20 protein-coding genes are annotated in these 18,991 nt (G+C 66.0%); 12 read left to right on the top strand and 8 right to left on the bottom strand.

Annotation, left to right across the window (positions count from 1 at the left end; translation table 11 throughout):
- Positions 1-13: 13 nt before the first annotated feature.
- The 8 genes from N5D30_RS15545 to N5D30_RS15580 all read left to right on the top strand — a co-directional run bounded on the left by N5D30_RS15545 (position 14) and on the right by N5D30_RS15580 (position 9,248).
- Positions 14-577: a gamma carbonic anhydrase family protein gene (locus tag N5D30_RS15545; RefSeq protein ID WP_279909664.1), complete on the top strand. Its 564-nt coding sequence runs from the start codon at positions 14-16 to the stop codon at positions 575-577.
- A 192-nt stretch (positions 578-769) separates the two neighbouring features.
- Positions 770-2,221, top strand: a complete 1,452-nt coding sequence (locus tag N5D30_RS15550; protein ID WP_279909665.1) for a glycosyltransferase — start codon at positions 770-772, stop codon at positions 2,219-2,221.
- Positions 2,218-3,666 carry a glycosyltransferase gene (locus N5D30_RS15555; RefSeq protein WP_279909666.1) on the top strand — a complete coding sequence of 483 codons (1,449 nt, stop codon included), beginning with the start codon at positions 2,218-2,220 and terminating at the stop codon, positions 3,664-3,666. Before N5D30_RS15550 ends, N5D30_RS15555 begins: the two co-directional genes overlap by 4 nt.
- A complete protein-coding gene (locus N5D30_RS15560) occupies positions 3,663-4,520 on the top strand; it encodes a class I SAM-dependent methyltransferase (protein WP_279909667.1) in 858 nt (285 codons plus the stop codon). Before N5D30_RS15555 ends, N5D30_RS15560 begins: the two co-directional genes overlap by 4 nt.
- Before the next feature lie 12 nt (positions 4,521-4,532).
- A complete protein-coding gene (locus N5D30_RS15565; protein ID WP_279909668.1) occupies positions 4,533-5,702 on the top strand; it encodes an acyltransferase in 1,170 nt (389 codons plus the stop codon).
- Positions 5,703-5,730: 28 nt separating this feature from the next.
- Positions 5,731-6,594, top strand: coding sequence for a class I SAM-dependent methyltransferase (locus N5D30_RS15570; RefSeq protein WP_279909669.1), 864 nt, complete (start codon positions 5,731-5,733; stop codon positions 6,592-6,594).
- 8 nt (positions 6,595-6,602) lie between these two features.
- The gene (locus N5D30_RS15575) at positions 6,603-8,024 is read left to right on the top strand and encodes a hypothetical protein (RefSeq protein WP_279909671.1); all 1,422 of its coding nucleotides are present in this window, start codon (positions 6,603-6,605) and stop codon (positions 8,022-8,024) included.
- 87 nt (positions 8,025-8,111) lie between these two features.
- The gene (locus N5D30_RS15580; protein ID WP_279909672.1) at positions 8,112-9,248 is read left to right on the top strand and encodes an acyltransferase; all 1,137 of its coding nucleotides are present in this window, start codon (positions 8,112-8,114) and stop codon (positions 9,246-9,248) included.
- On the opposite strand, the gene N5D30_RS15585 is transcribed toward N5D30_RS15580, so the two are convergent.
- Positions 9,218-10,210 carry an asparaginase gene (locus N5D30_RS15585; RefSeq protein WP_279909673.1) on the bottom strand — a complete coding sequence of 331 codons (993 nt, stop codon included), beginning with the start codon at positions 10,208-10,210 and terminating at the stop codon, positions 9,218-9,220. The genes N5D30_RS15580 and N5D30_RS15585 overlap by 31 nt on opposite strands.
- Positions 10,211-10,327: 117 nt before the next feature.
- Positions 10,328-11,776 carry an alanine/glycine:cation symporter family protein gene (locus N5D30_RS15590; RefSeq protein WP_279909674.1) on the bottom strand — a complete coding sequence of 483 codons (1,449 nt, stop codon included), beginning with the start codon at positions 11,774-11,776 and terminating at the stop codon, positions 10,328-10,330.
- A 278-nt stretch (positions 11,777-12,054) separates the two neighbouring features.
- On the opposite strand from N5D30_RS15590, the gene glsB reads away from it, so the two are divergent.
- Both glsB and N5D30_RS15600 read left to right on the top strand, forming a co-directional pair.
- Positions 12,055-12,975, top strand: coding sequence for a glutaminase B (gene glsB, locus N5D30_RS15595; RefSeq protein ID WP_220815338.1), 921 nt, complete (start codon positions 12,055-12,057; stop codon positions 12,973-12,975).
- Positions 12,976-13,023: 48 nt separating this feature from the next.
- Positions 13,024-13,836, top strand: a complete 813-nt coding sequence (locus N5D30_RS15600) for a helix-turn-helix transcriptional regulator (RefSeq protein WP_220815339.1) — start codon at positions 13,024-13,026, stop codon at positions 13,834-13,836.
- A gap of 25 nt (positions 13,837-13,861) precedes the next feature.
- On the opposite strand, the gene N5D30_RS15605 is transcribed toward N5D30_RS15600, so the two are convergent.
- Genes N5D30_RS15605 through N5D30_RS15615 form a run of 3 tightly spaced genes read right to left on the bottom strand, consistent with a single transcriptional unit; the run spans position 13,862 to position 15,495 of the window.
- Positions 13,862-14,050, bottom strand: a complete 189-nt coding sequence (locus N5D30_RS15605; RefSeq protein ID WP_279909675.1) for a protein DnrP — start codon at positions 14,048-14,050, stop codon at positions 13,862-13,864.
- Positions 14,051-14,054: 4 nt separating this feature from the next.
- Entirely contained in the window at positions 14,055-14,738 is a 684-nt protein-coding gene (locus tag N5D30_RS15610) for a Crp/Fnr family transcriptional regulator (protein WP_220815379.1), read from the bottom strand.
- A gap of 49 nt (positions 14,739-14,787) precedes the next feature.
- Positions 14,788-15,495 carry a Crp/Fnr family transcriptional regulator gene (locus N5D30_RS15615; RefSeq protein ID WP_279909676.1) on the bottom strand — a complete coding sequence of 236 codons (708 nt, stop codon included), beginning with the start codon at positions 15,493-15,495 and terminating at the stop codon, positions 14,788-14,790.
- A gap of 167 nt (positions 15,496-15,662) precedes the next feature.
- On the opposite strand from N5D30_RS15615, the gene nirK reads away from it, so the two are divergent.
- Both nirK and N5D30_RS15625 read left to right on the top strand, forming a co-directional pair.
- Complete coding sequence (gene nirK, locus N5D30_RS15620; protein WP_279909677.1) at positions 15,663-16,748, top strand: copper-containing nitrite reductase; 1,086 nt, start codon at positions 15,663-15,665, stop codon at positions 16,746-16,748.
- A gap of 11 nt (positions 16,749-16,759) precedes the next feature.
- On the top strand, positions 16,760-17,482 hold the full coding sequence (locus tag N5D30_RS15625) for an SUMF1/EgtB/PvdO family nonheme iron enzyme (RefSeq protein ID WP_279909678.1): 723 nt from the start codon (positions 16,760-16,762) through the stop codon (positions 17,480-17,482).
- Positions 17,483-17,574: 92 nt separating this feature from the next.
- Here N5D30_RS15625 and N5D30_RS15630 read toward each other — a convergent pair whose 3' ends face one another.
- The 3 genes from N5D30_RS15630 to N5D30_RS15640 all read right to left on the bottom strand — a co-directional run bounded on the left by N5D30_RS15630 (position 17,575) and on the right by N5D30_RS15640 (position 18,946).
- The gene (locus N5D30_RS15630; protein WP_279909679.1) at positions 17,575-18,027 is read right to left on the bottom strand and encodes a transposase; all 453 of its coding nucleotides are present in this window, start codon (positions 18,025-18,027) and stop codon (positions 17,575-17,577) included.
- Between the two features lie 167 nt (positions 18,028-18,194).
- Complete coding sequence (gene tatA / locus N5D30_RS15635; protein WP_279909680.1) at positions 18,195-18,359, bottom strand: twin-arginine translocase TatA/TatE family subunit; 165 nt, start codon at positions 18,357-18,359, stop codon at positions 18,195-18,197.
- 29 nt (positions 18,360-18,388) lie between these two features.
- Positions 18,389-18,946 carry a nitrous oxide reductase accessory protein NosL gene (locus N5D30_RS15640; RefSeq protein ID WP_279909681.1) on the bottom strand — a complete coding sequence of 186 codons (558 nt, stop codon included), beginning with the start codon at positions 18,944-18,946 and terminating at the stop codon, positions 18,389-18,391.
- Positions 18,947-18,991: the final 45 nt, after the last annotated feature.

The raw sequence follows: 18,991 nt of genomic DNA on the forward strand, positions 1-18,991 counted from the left end.
GAAGGAGACTATCGTGGCGATTCGCAGCTACCAGGGCAAAGTCCCGCAACTGGGCGCACGGGCGTTCGTCGACGCCAGCGCCGTGGTCCTCGGCGACGTGGAACTGGGCGAGGATGCTTCGGTCTGGCCGATGGCCGTGGTGCGTGGCGACATGCACCGCATCCGCATCGGCGCGCGCACCAGCGTGCAGGACGGCAGCGTGCTGCACATCACCCACGCCGGCCCGTTCAATCCGGACGGCTACCCGCTGATAGTCGGCGAAGACGTGACCGTCGGTCACAACGTCACCCTGCACGGCTGCACGCTCGGCAGCCGCATCCTGGTCGGCATGGGCAGCATCGTGATGGACGGCGCGGTGGTCGAGGACGAGGTGGTGATCGGCGCCGGCAGCCTGGTGCCGCCGGGCAAGGTGCTGCAGAGCGGCTATCTGTACGTCGGCAGCCCGGTGAAACAGGCCCGACCGCTGACCGACAAGGAGCGTGCCTTCTTCGCCTACAGCGCGGCGAACTACGTGAAACTCAAGGAGTTGCACAGGGCCGAGGCCGGTGACGCGCTCCAGACAGGCATCCGTTTGTGACTGACCGGGAGGTCACTCGCAGTTGTCGTACCGCATAGCTTGCAACGATTGGCAAATGCTGCTGCTATGCACGCCGACATCGCAGGCGAGTCTCCATTTCCTGAGGCCGATGCCTCCGCCCCGCAGTCGGCTGCCAACGAAGATTACAATGTGCGTCTTGCTAGCGGCACTGCGGCCTTACAAGCGAAATCCATGATCATTCTCGTCAGTTCGAAAATCACCCAGTCCAGCATCGAGGCATCCCTGGGCAAGCCGGAATACAGCTACTTCTTCCTGCTCAAGGAATTTCTCCCGGCCCTGGAGCGTATCGCCAGCGTCATCCCGGTCGAATCGGTCGACCAAGTCGACGAGTTGTACCGCCAGTACAGCGCCGACGGCGAAGCCGTCATCTTTCTCAGCGTCAGCCCGCCGCAGCAGACGCCGGTGGGCCTGCTGTGCCCGACGGTATGCCTGTTCGCCTGGGAGTTCGAAAACGTGCCGGACCAGCCCTGGGAGGGCGAGCCGCGCAACGACTGGCGCTACGTGCTGCAACGCATCGCCGGCGCCATCGCCTGCAGCCGCGAATCGGCCGAGGCCGTGCGCAAGTTCATGGGGCCGGATTACCCGGTGGTAGCCATTCCGGCGCCGGTATGGACGCGCTTTCAGGACCTGATGCCCGAAGAAGGCTGGCGATCCTGCCGGGAAGGGCGTGTGTTCGAATTCACCGGCTACGCCATCGACAGTCCCATCCTGGGGCTTTCCGCCGACGGGTTGGTACAGCACATGGCGCGCCCCGACGCCTTCCAGCCGGCAACTGCGGAGAAGAAGCCGGTGGTGGGGCGCCTGGAGCGTACGCGCATCCTCTATCGCTCCTGGCGCGATGAGCTGCGCAAGCGTCATGAGGCCCGCAAGGCAGCGCTGCCGGTGGGCGAGCAGCCGCCACCCAGCGAAGTTGGCGTGCTGCCGGTGCAAGCGTGCCGTTTCGAGCTGTCCGGCGTGGTGTTCTGCACCGTGCTCAACCCCCGGGACGGCCGCAAGAACTGGATCGACATCGTCACCGCGTTCTGCTGGGCGTTCCGCGATACGCCGGACGCCACGCTGATCCTGAAGATGACCCACCACGATCTGGAGTACTACCGGATCATTCTCCTCACCCTGCTGTCGCGCCTGGCGCCGTTCCAGTGCCGCGTGCTGGTCCTGCACGGCTTTCTCGACGACCGCCAGTATCGCGAGTTGGTGTCCGTCAGCGACTTCTATGTGAATGCCTCGACGGGCGAAGGGCTGTGCCTGCCGCTGATGGAGTTCATGGCCAGCGGCAAGCCGGCCCTGGCGCCGCGGCACACCGCGATGCTCGATTACGTGGATGATGACGTGGCCCGCGTGGTGCAGACCTCCGTCGAACTGGCCTGCTGGGCGCACGACCCCTGCGGAATCATGCGTACCCGGCGCCACCGGCTGAACTGGCAGTCACTGATGGAAGGCTACCGTGCCTGCTACCGTCTGGCGCGCGAGGATGCCGAGGGTTACCGGCACATGTCGCTGCGAGCCTGGCAGCGCCTACGCGACTTCTCCGACGTGCCGGTGGTGGCGGATCAGCTCCAGGCGTTCCTGACGCCGCTGGCTGGTGTCCCGGCTGCCGAAGAGCGGCTGGGAGCGAGCGCATGAAGTTTCTGGTGTATTCGGCGATGAACGCCGAGACGGTGGTGCACAACTTCGGCGAGCCGGAGTACAGCTACTACTTCGTGCTGCGCGAGTTCATGCCCCTGCTGCACAGCCTGGGCGAGGTGGTGGTGGTCGCCGATCCGGCGCGAGAAGTCGACGCGCTCTATCACGCGGCGGTCGAGCGGGGGGAGGATTGCGTCTTCCTCAGCTTCTCTCCGCCTCATCTGACCCGTCGCGATCTCGCCTGCCCGACCATTCCGGTGTTCGCCTGGGAATTCAGCAGCATGCCCGGCGAGACCTGGTGGGAAGACCGTCCCGAGAACGACTGGCGCCTGAGCCTGCAGCATTGCGGCGCGGCCATCGTCCACTCGCAGCAGAGCGTGCGGGTGGTGCGCGAGCTGATGGGCGAGGACTTCCCGGTGGTCTCGATCCCCGCGCCGTTGTGGGATCGTCTGGACGCGATGCGTGCGCAGCTCTCGGCCGCGCCTGGCAAGGCCCGCACGCGTATCTGCATCGAGCGGGGCGTGGTGTTCGATACCCATGATCCCAAGCTGTCCCGCTGGCTGCCGAGCGAAGAAGACATGATCCGCGCTGTGGCGGAGTCGCGCGGGTTGATACCCATCGACGAGGGCAGGGGTTATCGCCGCAAGCACCAGAGTGTGAAGGCGATCAACCAGCGTCATCTGGTGGCCTGGTGCCGGCAGGTGCTGGCTCCGAGCCTGCCGTCGCTGTTGCGGCCGCTCGTCGACGTGTTGATCGGTGATCCCTGGCATGCCGGCAAGCGCAGAGTCGAACTGGGTGGTGTGGTGTTCACCAGCCTGTTCAACCCCCACGACGGGCGCAAGAACTGGGTCGACATGCTTACCGCGTTCTGCACCGTGTTCAAGGATGAGCCGAACGCGACGCTGGTGTTCAAGCTGGGCCATCATCGCTACGAAGACGCCATCCAGGGCATCCTGATGGTGCTGCCGCGCCTGGAGACGTTCCGTTGCCGGGTCGTGATCATGCACGGCTACCTGAGCGACGAGGCCTACGCCGACCTGCTGCGCGCCACCCATTTCGTGGTCAACGCCTCCTACGGCGAGGGCCAGTGTCTGCCTTTGATGGAGTACCTGTCCTGCGGCAAGCCGGCGGTGGCCCCTCGCCATTCGGCCCTGGCCGACTATATGGACGAAAGCGTGGGCTTCCTCGTTGACAGCTGGGCCGATGCGACCGCCTGGCCGCACGATCCCCGGGTGGCCTACCGGACCCTGCGCCAGCAGGTGGACTGGTCGTCGCTCTGCGAGGCCTTCGAGGCCGCGTATCGCTGCTACCGGGATGATCCCGAGCGATATCGGCAGATGGTTCGGAACGCCATAGAACGAATGCGTGAGCATTGTTCGCTGGCAACGGCGCGCCCGCGGCTCACCACCCTACTGGAACAGATGATGACCAAGGAGCCAGTATGATCCCCGAATGGCTGCGAATGCCCACGCTGGAACAGTGGGAACAGAAGACGCTGGAGCCCGATTTCCTGGACTCCCGCAACGTCGGGTTGATCGATGCGGTCAACGCCGGCTGGTATCAGAACGATAGCGACGAGCTGTTCCGCGGCTTTCCGATCGCTGCCGACGACATCGTCGTGGATGTGGGGTGCGGTGCCGGCGGCGCCACGCTGTTCTGCGCCAGGCGAGGCGCCCACGTGATCTACTGCGACGTCAACGAGCGCAATATCGAGCAGCTCTCCGAGCGTGTCCGCGAGACCCCTGCGCGGGCCAGCGAGGGCATCGTCACCAACTGTTCTCCGCTGCCTCTGGAAAGCAACTACGCCTCGCGCGTGGTTTCCATGGAGATGCTCGAGCACGTCGACGATCCCGCCTCCGTGCTCGGCGAGCTGGCGCGCATCGGCCGGCCGGGCGCGCTGTACCTGATCTCGGTGCCTGATGCCGTGACCGAAAGGATGCAGATTCCCTTCGCTCCGCCGGAGTATTTCCAGAAGCCGAACCACATCCACATTTTTGAGCGCGACGAACTGGTGCGGCTGGTCACCGAGGCCGGCCTGGAAGTCGTGGAGCGCTCCAGCTACGGCTTCTTCTGGAACCTGTGGCTGTGCATGTACTGGATCTGCAAGAAGGCGGTGGACGGCACGCCGGAGCAGGTATCCCATGATGCCGCCCAGCCACCCTACTTCCCGTTGCTGGATGCCTGGACCTCGGTATGGGGGCGCCTGATCAGCCTTCCCGAGGCCGCGCCCATGCGCAAGGCGCTGGACGAGGCGCTGCCGAGAAGCCAGATCATCATTGCGCGCAAGCCCATCGCCTGAAGTCGACGCCAAATGAGCAGGGAACGCATCCTCGACATCGAAATCCTGCGCGCCGTGGCCGTGATGGCCGTGGTGGTGCATCACACCAGGGACAATCTGCTGCCCTGGAGCTCGCCAGGTCTGGAGCGGCTGACGGTGTACTTCGGCGGCTGGGTGGGCGTCGATCTGTTCTTCGCCATTTCCGGCTTCGTGATCGCGCGCAGCCTGCTGCCGCAATTGCAGGCCAGCCGCGACGGCATCGACGCCTTCCGCATCACCCTGGCGTTCTGGTTGCGTCGCGCCTGGCGCCTCCTGCCATCGGCCTGGTTGTGGTTGGCCCTGATTCTGGTCGCCGCCGTGGTGTTCCAGGAGTCGGGATTGTTCGGCAGCGTCCGGGCCAACATAGAGGCGACGGTAGCCGGGGTGCTGCAGGTCGCCAACCTGCGTTTTCTGGAGACGTTCGGCCGCAGCGAGTACGGTGCGAGCTTCGTCTACTGGACCCTGTCGCTGGAGGAGCAGTTCTACCTGCTGCTGCCCCTGGTGGTCTTGCTGCTGCGCCGCTGGCTGGTGCCGGTCCTGTTGCTGATCGTGGCCTGGCAACTGGTGACCGAGCGTACCCTGACCATGATGGTGTTCCGCTGCGATGGCCTGCTGCTCGGCGTGCTGCTGGCGATCTGGAGCCGCCATCCGACCTATGCCCTGGCGCGGCCCGTCTTCCTCCAGCGGTTACCTGCGAAAGGAACCCTGCTCTTGCTGGTCGTCGTCCTGTTCATGGGCCTGCTGGGCTCGGACGTGCTGAAGATCGCGTCGCACCGCATGAGCCTGGTGGCCTTGCTCAGCATATTGCTGGTCTGGGTGGCGTCCTATAACGATGACCTGTTCCTGTTCTCGCCGCTGCGGGAGATATTCGCCTGGTTGGGCTCGCGCTCCTATGCGATCTATCTGATCCACATCCCGGCCTTCTCCCTGACCCGGCAAATCTGGAGATGGCTGGCGCCGGGGCAGACGGTGGACGAGACCTTCTTCTATCCCTACGTCCTGACGGCCGGCCTGTTGATCCTGCTGCTCAGTGAGCTGAACTATCGCCTGGTGGAAACGCCGTTGCGTCGGCGCGGCGCGCGAATCGCTGCCCGATTCGCCCGGCAGGAACCGAGCGACGCCGATACCGATGCGGACAGGCGCCGGCGCGAGCTGTCCGTCTGAGGGCTCCATCACATGCAAGGAGAATGACATGCTGGCTGGCTTGAAGCGGCTTTTTCGAGGCGATGATCCTGCGCCAACCTCCGTGTCTGCTCCCGAGCAGGAGCCGGCCCCTGCCGCCGAACCGGTCGCCGTGGCGGAAACGGTCGAGCGGGACGACTCCACGCTGACGGATACCTATCTGAGCGGATGGTTCCGCCACGAGACCGGCGAGCTGTTCGAGGGCTTTCGCATCGACCCCGAGGACTCGATCCTCGATATCGGTTGTGGCGACGGGCCGTTCGCTCATTTCTGCGCGACGCGCGGTGCCGAGGTGATCTTCGCCGATATCGACGCGGGCAAGGTGGAGGCGGTCAGCGCCATGCTCAAGGACTCCAATGCGCGCGCGGTGATGCCCCTGGTGACCGATGCCAAGCCGATCCCGCTGGAGGATGGCCGGGTCAACAAGGTCATCGCCATGGAGGTGCTCGAACACGTCGAGGACCCGCAGGCCTTCATGCGCGAGATCGTGCGCGTGGCCAAGCCGGGCAGCCAGTTTCTGTTGACGGTGCCGGACCCGGTGGGCGAGGGCGTTCAGCGTGAGCTGGCGCCGCCCAGCTACTTCGAGGCGCCCAACCATATCCGGGTCTTCGACCGCGACCAGTTCGAGCGCCTGGTGGTGGAGTCGGGCCTGATCATCGAGCGGCGCACCAGCTACGGCTTCTACTGGTCGATCTGGTGGTTCTTCTTCTGGGCCTGCAAGCAGGACCTGAGTCCGCCCTGGCACCCGTTGCTGCAGACCTGGACGCAGACCTGGAACATGCTGCTGTCCATGCCCGACGGCCCGCGCATCAAGCAAGCGCTGGACAAGGCGATGCCCAAGAGCCAGGCCATCATCGCCCGCAAGCCGGAGTGAACGGCCGGATGGCGCTGTCGGCTGCCATTGCCGCCGTGCGTCGTGCGGGACCGTTCTGGCTGGCTTTCGTCGTATTGCTGTCGGCCGCGCTGGTCGTGCGGCTGTGCATGCCCTTCGAGTTCCCGGTGCCCTGGCGCGACGAGACGGCCTTCATCGCTCAGGCCTACGCGCTGAGTACCGACGGCACTTTCTTCGTCGATGCGCTGAATGCCGAGCGGGTGGTGATGTGGATGCCGCCCGGCTACATGCTGCTGCTGGCGGGTGTGTTCGAGGTGTTCGGTTACAGCTTCGATACCGCGCGCTGGGTGTCGACCCTGTGCTATCTGTCCAGCGCCGCGCTGGCCCTGGCGCTGCTTCGGCAGCTGGGGCTGCCTGGCAGATACCTGTGGCTGGCGCTGGCCGCCACTCTGCTGGCGTTCCTGTCGCCCTATACCCTGGCGGCCAGCAACATCGCCCGGATGGAGGCGCTGTATACGGCGCTGTTCCTGGCATCCCTGCTGGCTCTGCTCAAGGGGCGCCCCGGCCTCGGGCTGGCGCTGGTGCTGGTCAGTGCCACGGTGCATTTCAATGCGGTGTACATGCTGTTGCCCTACGCAGTGTTGGTGCTCTGGACCATCCTGCGTCGGCAGACGCTGACCCTGCACGCCACGGACCTGCTGGCGCTGGTGCTGGCAGTCGCAGCCCTGGTCGGCTACGGCCTGATGGTGGCTGGCAATCTGGCGGGCTTCATCGAGGACATGAAGTTCCAGTTCGCCTTCAAGAGCCTGGGCGAACCCATGGGTGGGCGCTCCGGATGGATGAAGCTGGGCCTGGCGCTGTTGCTCGCGGGTGGACAGCTCCTGCACTCTCGCCGCTTCGGTACAAGTGTGATGCTCTCGCTCTACGGCGCGGCCTTCATGGCACTGGCGCTGAATGGCCAGAGCATGTGGTACGACTTCGCCTTCGTCCTGGCGGACTGGCTGCTGGTACTGAGCGTGCTGGCCACTCTTGCAGGGGAGGATCGGAGGTGGCTGCGGTTATGCGGCTTGCTATTGACTGCCGTCCTGTCGCTGATTCTGCTGGCGCACGGCTATGGCAAGCGCGAGTACTTCGCTGCCCTCTGGCCGCGGACAGAACTGGTCACACGTTCCCTTCTGGCGCCTGCCGAAATCGAGCGTATTCGTCACTGGATAGGCGAACTGCCGGAGGGAACGCGTGTTTCCTTTGGTTATACCGGAGTCGAGCCGTTTTTTTTCGACGAGTTGCACCGGGCCGGCGTGACATGGAGCGGCACCCGCCATAACGTGACCCGGGTGTTGCCGATACGAAAGGACGACTTCCGGGTGGTCTGTGATAGCGCCCTGTACCCGACCTATCTCTTCGCCTGGGACCTATCCCCTCTCCGGGAGGGGGGCGATACGGGGTGCCGCATCATAAAACTGACGAATTAGTCTCGACGGCGAGCCGCCCTGCGGATATTTTCTGGCGTCACCTGGCCGGATGGCCGGTACATGAAATGGCGACAAGGATAAAAACCAATGAGCCAGCATGTCTTGAACAGGGCGAGGGCCGCCTATTATCCGGCGCTGGACGGCGCGCGCGGATGGGTGGCCATCGGAGTTCTGGTTGCGCACGTGAACATGGCCTGGTTTCCCGGCGCCATGATCCTGATGGAGCTGTTCTTCGTCATTTCCGGCTTCCTGATCACGTCCATCCTCTGGCGAAGCATCAGGAAGAAAGGGCGCATAAGTCTCGTGCGCTTCTGGAGGCGCCGTTTGATGCGTCTCTATCCTGCTTTGTTGCTTGTCGTCATAAGCTGCACGGTGATTGCCTGCGCACTGGTCGACGACCCTCTCCCTTCACTGAAGGATGCGCTGGCGACACTGCTCTACTACTCGAACTGGACCAAGCTGAATGGCTACATCTATCCGACGCTGTTCGGCCAGACATGGTCGTTGGGGATCGAGGAGCAGTTCTACCTGCTGTGGCCGCTGATCTTCCTTGCCGCACTCAAGTTGCGCCTCACCGTGCCGCAGACGGTGACCGTTCTGGTATCGCTGGCGCTGGTATGCATGGCCTGGCGCTACTACCTGATCGCCGAGGGCGCCTCATGGTCGCGACTCTACTACGCCCTGGATACCCGTATGGATGCGTTCGCCATCGGCGGCATACTGGCGGTGATCTACCCCTCTCTGCGCGACTGGAGTCGTGGCACGGCGGCCCATACGCTGCTGACCCTGGGCGTGCTGACCCTGGGGGTACTGCTGTATGTCGGCACACCGCGGGAGATCGCTTACTTCTACTGGCAGCAGAGTGCGGCGGTGGTGCTGTCTGCTGTCATGGTGATCCTGCTGGTGTCGCCCCGCAGCGGTTTCGTCCAGCGAGCGTTCAGCTGGAAGCTGAGCGTATTCCTGGGGCAGCGCTGCTACAGCATCTATCTGTGGCACTGGCCGATCATCTGGCTGCTTGTGGTGAATACCGATTTCAGGGAAGGCAGCCTTCTACTGATCGTGCTGCCTTTCGTTCTCCTGCTGTCCAGCCTGACCTACACCTGGGTCGAGCGTCCTTTCATGTCCCGCCGCTTCGTACCTTTGGAGACACCCGCCGCTCCCGCGGAGGCGCCACTCACCGATGCCGTCGAGCCTCAGTCCGCCATTTCCCCACAAAGATCATGAGCGAACAGCCTCTCGACCTCTGATCGGGGCAGGCCGGCGCCGAGCAGGGTGAACAGCTTGCCCAGCGCGGCCTCACGGGTCATGCCGCCGCCGCTGACCAGGCCGGCCTCGGCGAGGGCGCTGCCGGCGGCGTAGACCTCGAAGTCCATGTGGCCCAGCGGGCACTGGCTGATGGCGGCCAGTACCACGCCTCGTTCGCGGGCCTCGCGCAGGGCGGCGAGTATCGCCGGGTCGTCCGAGGGACCGGTGCCGCTTCCGTAGCATTCCAGCAGCAGGGCTTCGACGCCGTTCGCCAGGGCGGCTTGCAACTGGGTGGCGGTGAGCCCGGGGAACAGCGGTTGCACGGCCAGCGTCACTTCGCGGCGCGGCTGGCGGTAGTGCAGGGCGGCGGGGAGCGTCTCTTCGTGCACGCCGTGGCGTGGCCTGGCCATGGTGACGAAGGCGTCGAAGGCCTCGCTCTTCATCTTGCTGGCGCGGGCGCCGTGCAGCAGGTGGCCGTCGAAATACAGGTGCACGCCCGGCAGGCAGCCCTGGTCGAGCGCGACCAGGGCGCCGAACAGGTTGGGCCAGGCGTCGCTGCCGGCGGCGCCGGCCGGGAGCATGGAGCCGGTCAGCACGATTGGCACCTGGATGCCCAGCAGCAGGAAGCTCAGCGCCGCGGCGCTGTAGGCCAGGGTGTCGGTGCCATGCAGCAGCAGCACGGCGTCGAAGCCTTCCTCGTCCACCGCCTGGACGATGGCATCGCGCATCGCCAGCCAGTTGGCCTGGCGCATGTTGGCGCTGTCGATGGGCGGCGACAGCTCGCGGAAGCGCCAGGCCGGCGCGGGACGCTCCGGGTGCAGGGCCTGTTCGGCCTTCAGCCGTGCCTCGAAGCCGGACGCCGGGGCGAGGCCCGACTCGCTCATTTCCATGCCGATGGTGCCGCCGGTGTAGAGCACCAGCAGGTTCTGCGAAGGAGTCATGCGCTTATTCCAACAGTAGCGGGACGGGTCTGGATAGCCCGAGTGTAACGGCGTGGGCGTCGAGGCGGGGCAAACAAAAAGGGGGCTGCGCGCCCCCTTTTTATTACACCGGATGACTCAGCGCTGGTGCAGGCTGTGGCTCAGGGCGACGTGCTCGTCGGCGCTGGCCGGCTGCGGGTTGGCCGGCCAGGCGACGGGGTCGAGGTCCAGGTCGGCGAAGTCCTTCGGATCGAACACCGGGGTGGCGATGCCGGCGGCGCGCTGGCGGTCGTAGTCGCGCATCAGGCGCAGGCCGACCTTGATCAGCATGGCCAGGGCGGCCAGGTTGACGAAGGCCAGGCAGGTCATGGTGATGTCGGCGAAGGCGAACACGGTGCCCAGGTTCTGCATCGAGCCCCAGAAGATCAGCGCCAGCACCAGGCCGCGATACACCAGCAGCGGGGTGCGGCCGCGGCCGACGAGGAACTGCAGGGCGTTCTCGCCGAGGTAGTAGTTGTAGAGGATGCAGGTGAACACGAACAGGCTCAGTGCCACGCTGACGAAGATCCGGCCCCAGTCGCCGACCACGGCGGCCAGCGAGTTCTGGGTGAGGACGATGCCGTCGCCCTCGAAGCCCGGGGTGTAGAAGCCGGACAGCAGGATCAGCAGGGCGGTGCAGGTGCAGATCACGAAGGTGTCGAGGAACACACTGAACGCCTGGACCACGCCCTGCGCGACCGGGTGTTTCACGGCGGCCACGGCGGCCACGTTCGGGGCGCTGCCGAGGCCCGCCTCGTTGGCGAACACGCCGCGCTTGACGCCCATCACGATGGCGCTGCCGAGCAGGCCGGCGAAGGCCGGCTCCAGGCCGAAGGCGCTCTTGACGATGGTCACCAGCATGTCCGGCACCAGCTCGATCTGGCTGACGATCACGTAGAGGGTCACGGCGATGTAGGCCAGGGTTTTGACCGGTACCAGCAGGTCGGAGACGGCGGCGATGCGCTTGATCCCGCCGATGAACACCAGGCCCAGCAGCACGGCCAGGGCCAGGCCGGTGTACTGCACCGGGAAGCCGAAGGCGTTCTCCAGCGAGTGGGTCACGGTGAAGGACTGCAGGCCGTTGAAGGCGAAGCCGTAGGTGACCAGCAGGAGCACGGCGAAGGTCAGCGCCATCCAGCGCAGCTTCAGGCCGTGCTGGATGTAGTAGGCCGGGCCGCCGCGGTACAGGCCGTCGCCGTCGGCGCGCTTGTAGGCCTGGGCCAGGGTGCACTCGAAGAAGCTGCTGGACATGCCGACCAGGGCGGTCACCCACATCCAGAACACCGCGCCCGGGCCGCCGAGGGTCACGGCGACGCCCACACCGGCGATGTTGCCGGCGCCGACGCGGCCGGCGAGGCTCAGCATCAGGGCCTGGAACGAACTCAACTGGCCGGCGCTGCCACGGATCGAGTCCTTGAACACGCTGAACATGTGGCCGAAGTGGCGGAACTGGACGAAGCGCGAGCGGAGGGTGAAGTAGCTGCCCAGACCCACGATCAGCACGATCAGCAGTTTTCCGGACAGGAAATCGTTGAGCATTTCCAGCATGGCGAGGACCTCGATTCTTATTGTTCGACTGGACGGAAGAACACGGCACTGCCGTGGACGGGCATGGTCGACCCGGCGTCCACCCCGGGCAATTTCGCGGACTGTGGCGATATGGCGCGAGTTGACGCTCAAAAAGCGTCTCTAGCGTCACAATCGGGCGCTCACCCGCACGGGCGCGGAGCCGTCTGTCATGCGTGTTTCGAGCTGGCCCGACACAACTGTGATGATGCGCCGCAAGCGCGCGTCTATGTCGGCACCCGCCTACGGAGAAGCCGAGCATGCAGGCACTGCTGAACGAAATCCTGGACCAGGTGCGCCCGCTGCTGGGCCAGGGCGAGCTGGCCGACTACATCCCCGCGCTGGCCGAGGTGCCGGCCGATCGCCTGGGCATCGCCGTGCAGGGCGTGGATGGCAGTCTGTGGCAGGCCGGCGATGCCGCCGAAGCGTTCTCGATCCAGAGCATTTCCAAGGTGTTCAGCCTGGTGCAGGCCATTCAGCGTTGCGGCGAAGACATCTGGCTACGCCTGGGGCACGAGCCATCCGGCCAGCCGTTCAACTCGCTGGTGCAACTGGAGTTCGAGCGTGGCCGCCCGCGCAACCCGTTCATCAACGCCGGCGCCCTGGTGATCTGCGACATCAACCAGTCGCGCTTCGCCGCGCCGACACTGTCCATGCGTGACCTCGTGCGCCGCCTGTCCGGCAACCCGCTGCTGGTGTCGGACGAGCGGGTCGCCGAGTCGGAATACCAGCACCGTGCGCGCAACGCCGCGGCGGCCTACCTGATGCAGGCCTTCGGCAATTTCCACAACGAGGTCGAAACGGTGCTGCGCAGCTACTTCCACCATTGCGCCCTGGCCATGAACTGCGTGGACCTGGCCCGCGCCTGCGCCTTCCTGGCCAACCAGGGCATCTGCCCGCGCAGCGGCGAGCGGGTGCTGACGGCCCGGCAGACCCAGCAGGTCAACGCCATCATGGCGACCAGCGGCCTGTACGACGAAGCCGGCAATTTCGCCTACCGGGTCGGCCTGCCGGGCAAGAGCGGTGTCGGTGGCGGCATCGTCGCGGTGGTGCCGGGGCGTTTCAGCCTGTGCGTGTGGTCGCCGGAGCTGAACGCCGCCGGCAATTCCCTGGCCGGCATGGCGACCCTGGAGGCCCTCAGCGCGCGGATCGGCTGGTCGGTGTTCGCCCCGCTTGGCTGATCGGCGTCGGTGCTAGACTCGCGCCGCGCGCATCATCAGGAGAGGCCCGTGTCGCAAGCCCTCGGCAACAACCTCAAGCTGCTCTGCAGCCACTACCGGTCCATCGCGGAGGTATGCCGCAAGCTGGCGATCAACCGGGCCCAGTTCAACAAGTACCTCGGCGGCCAGAGCCGCCCCACGCCCTACAACCTCAAGCGCATCTGCGACTTCTTCGGCGTCGAGGACTACGAGCTGATGCTGCCGCCGGAGCAGTTCGCCCGGCTGCTCGGCGTGCGCGCCGACCGCGCCCAAGCGCAAGCCGCCAGTGATCCCCTGCTGGAGCTGTTCGCCCCGCTGCGCGAGCACTCCAGTTCGCTGGCGCGCTACTGCGGCTACTACTTCGAGTATTCCAACTGCATGTCGGTACCGGGCCAGGTGCTGCTGTCGCTGGTGCACCTGCGCGAGGAACGCGGCAACTACGTGTTCGAGCGCCAGGAGAGGCAGGAACGCGCGCGGGGCGGCGACGCCGAGGACTGGGTGCGCTGCCGCTATCTGGGCGCGGCCTTCTACCTGCAGGACCGGCTGTTCCTCATCGACTACGAGTCGCTCACCGGCAACGAGATGAGTCAGACCATCCTCATCCCCAGCTTCAAGAGCCGCATCACTCGCCTCAACGGCCTGAAGACCGGCGTTTCCAGCGGCGACCGGCGCACCCCGGCCTGCACCCGGGTGGTCTGGCACTACCTCGGCGAGGAGATCAACCGGGTCAACGCCTATCGCCAGGTGATGCTCTACCCGCCAGAGGATGCGCGCATCGACGACGACATCCGCCAGCGCCTGTCCGGCGCGCATATCCGCGACGGTCTGTTCGAGATCGAATAGCTCAGGACAGGTAGGCCGCCGCGGCTTACAGGCTGCGCGGCAGCCACAGCATCATCGCCAGGCAGAACACCGAGAGCGCAATGCAGAACCAGAGGAAGCGCCGCTGCCGGCGCTGCTGGGGACGGTCGGTGGGCAGGGGCATGCCGCAACCGTCGCAGGCGACCGCCTGCTCCGGCTGCGAGCGCTGGCAGTACAGGCAGGTGCGCGTGGCCATGGCGCTACTCGAACTGCTCGAGGCGCTGGCGATCGAGGATGCGGATGACCTTCGCCTGCTGGGTGATGATGCCTTCGTCGATCAGGCGGCGGATGATCCGCGAGAAGGTTTCCGGCTGGATCGACAGGTGCCCGGCGATCAGCTGCCGGGCCATCGGCAGCTCCAGTTCCGGTTCTTCGCTCTGGCTGCGCGCCAGCTGGGTGAGCAGGTAGCGCACCACGCGGTGGGTGGCGTTCTTCAGCGACAGCGTCTCGATCTCGTTGATGCGCTGGTGCAGGCGGATGCACAGCTTGCCGAGCAGGGCGAAGGTCAGCCGCGAGTTGCCCTGCAGCAGGCGCATGTAGGTGGTGTTGGAGAAGCGGTACAGCTGCACCGGGCCGAGCGCCTGGGCCGAGGCCACGTAGTCGGGGGTGTCCATCAGCATCATCGCTTCGGCGAAGGTCTGCCGCTCGCCGATGACCTCGAACACCTTCTCCTGGCCGTCCGGTGTCAGGCGGTAGATCTTCACCGCGCCGGCGATGACGAAGAAGAACGCGTGCGCCGGCTCGCCCTGCATGAAGAGGATGTCGCCCCTGTCCAGGTTGAGCAGCTGGCTGTCGGCGAGCAGTTCGTCCAGCTGTTCGTCGGACATCGGCTCGAACAGGTGGTGGCTGCGCAGGATCTGGTGGTGCACGCGGTGCAGCCCCATGGTCGGGTCCTGGCCGCCCGAGGTGGCGATCATCCGGGTCGGGATGGTGTTATCGAGCATGGTCGGTCTCCGGTGGTTCGGCGTAGCGGGCGATGCCGTCCAGGTCGAGCAGCGCCACGTGCTGGCGCCCCAGTTCGAGCAGTCCGCGTTCCTTCCAGGCGCTGAGCAGGCGGCTGACGGTGTGCAGGGTGGTGCCGGTCATCTCCGCGAGGTTCTGTCGCGACAGCGGGAAATCGATGCTGACGCCGGTTGCCGTGCTGCGCCCGAACTGCTGCGCCAAGCGTAGCAGGGCATGCGTCAGGCGCTGCTCGACACGCTCGGTGGACAGCTCGCGGATGCGCTGGTGGGCATCCTGCAGGCGCTTGCCGACGGCCTGCACCACGTGCTCGGTCAGGTGCGTGCAGACCCGGCTCAGCGGCTCCCACTGGGCCGAGGGCCAGCGCAGCGCGCAGCTGTCCTCCACGGCGACGGCGGACGCCGGGAAATGGCTCATCGCCATGGCCCGGGCGATGCCGAACAGCTCGCCGCTGCACACGTAGCGCACCACCACGCGCTCGCCGGCCGGGGTCAGCTGGGAGATCTGCAGGTGGCCGCCGAGCAGGAAGAAGAAATGCCGGGCGGGCTCGTCCTGCTGGAAGACGAATTCGCCCTTGAGGAAGTGGCATTCCTGCGCGTGCGCCAGCGCTTCCCTGAGCTCGCTGTCGCTCAGTGGCGAGAACAGAGGCAGGCGTGCTATCAGCTCGAGCTCGGGTGGCATAGGGCACCAGATTGGGGCAATGCGGCGGATGAGCTGATCGTAGCGCGCCGCTCGCCTGCACCGGTGCGGTATGTTGTCGCTGCCCACCCCTTCTTTGTCCCAGGACAAAGAAGTCGGCGTCGCGATGCCCTGCAATGGTGTCAGCCAACCTAAAAAGGGAAGACGCCATGAAAGCTTTCAAACCCCTGCTGATCGCCAGTGCCATCGCCCTCTGCTTCTCCAGCACCTCGCTGCTCGCGGACACCACCGACGGCCTGCAGCGGATCAAGGTCGATCTGATCGCGCCGCCGCAGGTGCATGCCCACGAGCAGGCCACCACCAGCAAGCCCAAGGTCGTGCAGTTCCGCATGGTCATCCAGGAGAAGAAGGTGGTGATCGACAACCAGGGCACCACCCTGCAGGCGATGACCTTCGACGGCTCCATGCCCGGCCCGACCATGGTGGTGCACGAGGGCGACTACGTGGAGCTGACCCTGGTCAACCCCGCCACCAACGCCATGCCGCACAACATCGACTTCCACGCCGCCACCGGCGCCCTCGGCGGCGCCAAGCTTACCCAGGTGGCCCCGGGCGAGGAAGCGGTGCTGCGCTTCAAGGCCGACCGCAGCGGCACCTTCGTCTACCACTGCGCGCCGGAAGGCATGGTCGCCTGGCACGTGGTCGCCGGCATGAGCGGCACCCTGATGGTGCTGCCGCGCGAAGGCCTGAAGGACCCGGACGGCAAGCCGCTGCACTACGACCGCGCCTACACCATCGGCGAGTTCGACCTGTACATCCCGAAGGACGCCGACGGCAAGTACAAGGACTACCCGGACCTCGCCTCCAGCTACGCCGACACCCGCGACGTGATGCGCACCCTGACCCCGACCCACGTGGTGTTCAACGGCAAGGTGGGTTCGCTGACCGGCGAGAACGCGATGACCGCCAAGGTCGGCGAGACCGTGCTGTTCATCCACTCTCAGGCCAACCGCGACACCCGTCCGCACCTGATCGGCGGCCACGGCGACTGGGTCTGGGAGACCGGCAAGTTCGCCAACGCGCCGGAGAAGAACCTGGAGACCTGGTTCATCCGTGGCGGCTCGGCGGGCGCGGCGCTGTACACCTTCAAGCAGCCCGGGGTGTACGCCTACGTCAACCACAACCTGATCGAGGCGATGGAGCTGGGCGCCGCCGGCCACGTCAAGGTCGAGGGGGAGTGGAACGACGACCTGATGAAGCAGATCAAGGCCCCCGGCCCGATCACTTCCCAGTAGGGGCGATGGCGATGAGAGCGCTGCTGGCAGGCGGGTTGCTGGTGCTCGGTGGCTGTATGCCGGCCCCCGACATCGACGAGGGCGAATGGGTGCGGATCGCCGCCGGCACCGCCCATTACCAGGCCGTCGACGCCAGCGGCGCCGCCATCGAGGAACGCAGCGACGGCTTCGCGATCATGCGCCGCCAGGTCAGCCAGGCGGAGTACGCGGCGTGCGTCGCGGCGCAGGCCTGCATGCCCTTGGACGGCGCGTTGCGCGAGGCCGCGGCGGTTGACCTGCCGGCGGTGGGCATCAGCTGGCTGGACGCCAGCGCCTACGCCCAGTGGATGACCCGGCGCACGGGCGTGGCGCATCGCCTGCCGCGCTATGCCGAGTGGGTGCTGGCGGCCGGCGAGGCCTTCGAGGACGAGCCGCCCCAGGTCTTCGACGATGCCCGCAATCCGGCGCAACGCTGGCTGGCGGAATACGACCGCGAGTCCCGGCGCAAGCCGCTGGACCCGCGTCCGCTGGCATTCGGCAGCCAGGGCCGCAACGACAACGGTTTGCTCGACGTGGCCGGCAACGTCTGGGAATGGACCGACAGCTGCGTCGGCCAGGGCGAGTTCTGCGGCATCCGCGTCGCCGCCGGGCAGCATCCAAGCGGCCTGTCCGATTTCGTCCGCGATCCCGTCAGTGGCGCCTGCTCGGTGGGGGTGCCGCCGAGCAATCTGGGGTTTCGTCTGGTACGTGAGTGATTGCCTGTTCGCGGCCAAGGCCGCTCCCACAAGTCATGAGCACACTCCCTGTGGGAGCGGACTTGTCCGCGATGCTCTTCCAGCCGATGGCCTCAGAGCCAACAGGCATCCCAAAGCGGGTAATCGCCGATACGCTCTACCAGGCCCGCCCTCAATGGATTGGCAATGATGTAGCGGGCAACTGTTCGAAGGTCTTCCTCCCGGCGCAAAGCCCGATCATGAAAGCCCTGCTGCCACAGCACACCCGAGCATCCGATGCTCCGGTTGATGTGTCGCGAGCTGTTGTTCTTGATCCGCCGCATGAGTCTGTCCAGCGGGCGGTCGTGCAGTTCGACCAGCCAGTGCAGGTGATCGGGCATCACCACCCAGGCCAGCGAAGTGACCCAACCGTCATCGTTGGCGGCGCGTAATTCCGTTACGAGCAGGCGGCCCAGATGGAAGTCGCTGAAGAATGGTTGGCGCCGATGCGTGGTGGTGGTCAGCAGGTAGGGGCGGCCGGGCTCCGAATGGCGGCCAAGGCGCAGGCGGTGGGATTCGGCGGGCATTCCTTTGCCTCAGGGGAAAGTGGGTGTTTCGGTATAGCACAGAGGGGGGCTTGTTCGCGGGCAAGCCAGCAAGAGTTTCAATTGTGGGAGCGGCCTTGGCCGCGAATAGGACCAGCAGAAAAGCATCGCGGCCAAGGCCGCTCCCACAAGGGGTGGGGGGTGCGCTCCTACTTCATCCGCTTCGTATCTTCCTCTCCCTCACGCATCGACTTGCGGAAGCCGCTGATCGCGCTGCCCAGGTCCGAGCCCAGGTTGCGCAGGCGGCTGGTGCCGAACAGCATGGCGACCAGCAGGGCGATGATCAGGATTTTCCAGACGCTGAGACCCATCATTTCACGTACCTCGTTGGGTGAACGGCGGGTCAGTGACCCGCGTGACCGTGGCCATGCGCCGGGGCGCCGCCATGTTGCTGGTTCGCCGCCTCCTGCAGCAGCGCCTGGTCGATCTCCGCGAAGCGCAGCACGCGGCCGCCATGCTCGGCGGCCAGTTGCTGCGCCTGCTGCTCGCTGGCGAAGCTGGCCAGCGACGCGCCCATGGCGCCCTTGAGCGAGGTGCCGATCACGTAGTAGGCGCCGGTGGCGTCGATCAGGTGCTCGTCGTCCGGGTGTTCCCAGACGCTGCGCCCCATGTCGTGCACGTACAGCCTGGCGTCGAGGTGCCGGTTCTCCGGCTGCAGCCACCAGCCGAGCATTTCGGCGGTGGAGCAGAACTTCTTCACCCCGTTCTTCGCCACGGCCTGGCCCTTGGGTCCGGGAAAGTCGGCGATGACCATGCCGCAAACGTGGCATTCGTCGCTGGCGTGGAAGGCCACCGGCTCCAGCGACTGCCGGGTTTCCTCCTTCTCGCCACAGCCGCCCAGGCCGAAGGCGAGGACGGTGGCGAGCAGCGCCGTGGCGCTGGTGCGGTACAGGTGGTTCATTGCATGCGGTTCCTTGAGTCGTTGTAGATGGTTATGTCTGGCGGG

The sequence above is a fragment of the Pseudomonas sp. GD03875 genome (assembly GCF_029840585.1).
Lineage (GTDB): Bacteria > Pseudomonadota > Gammaproteobacteria > Pseudomonadales > Pseudomonadaceae > Aquipseudomonas > Aquipseudomonas paralcaligenes.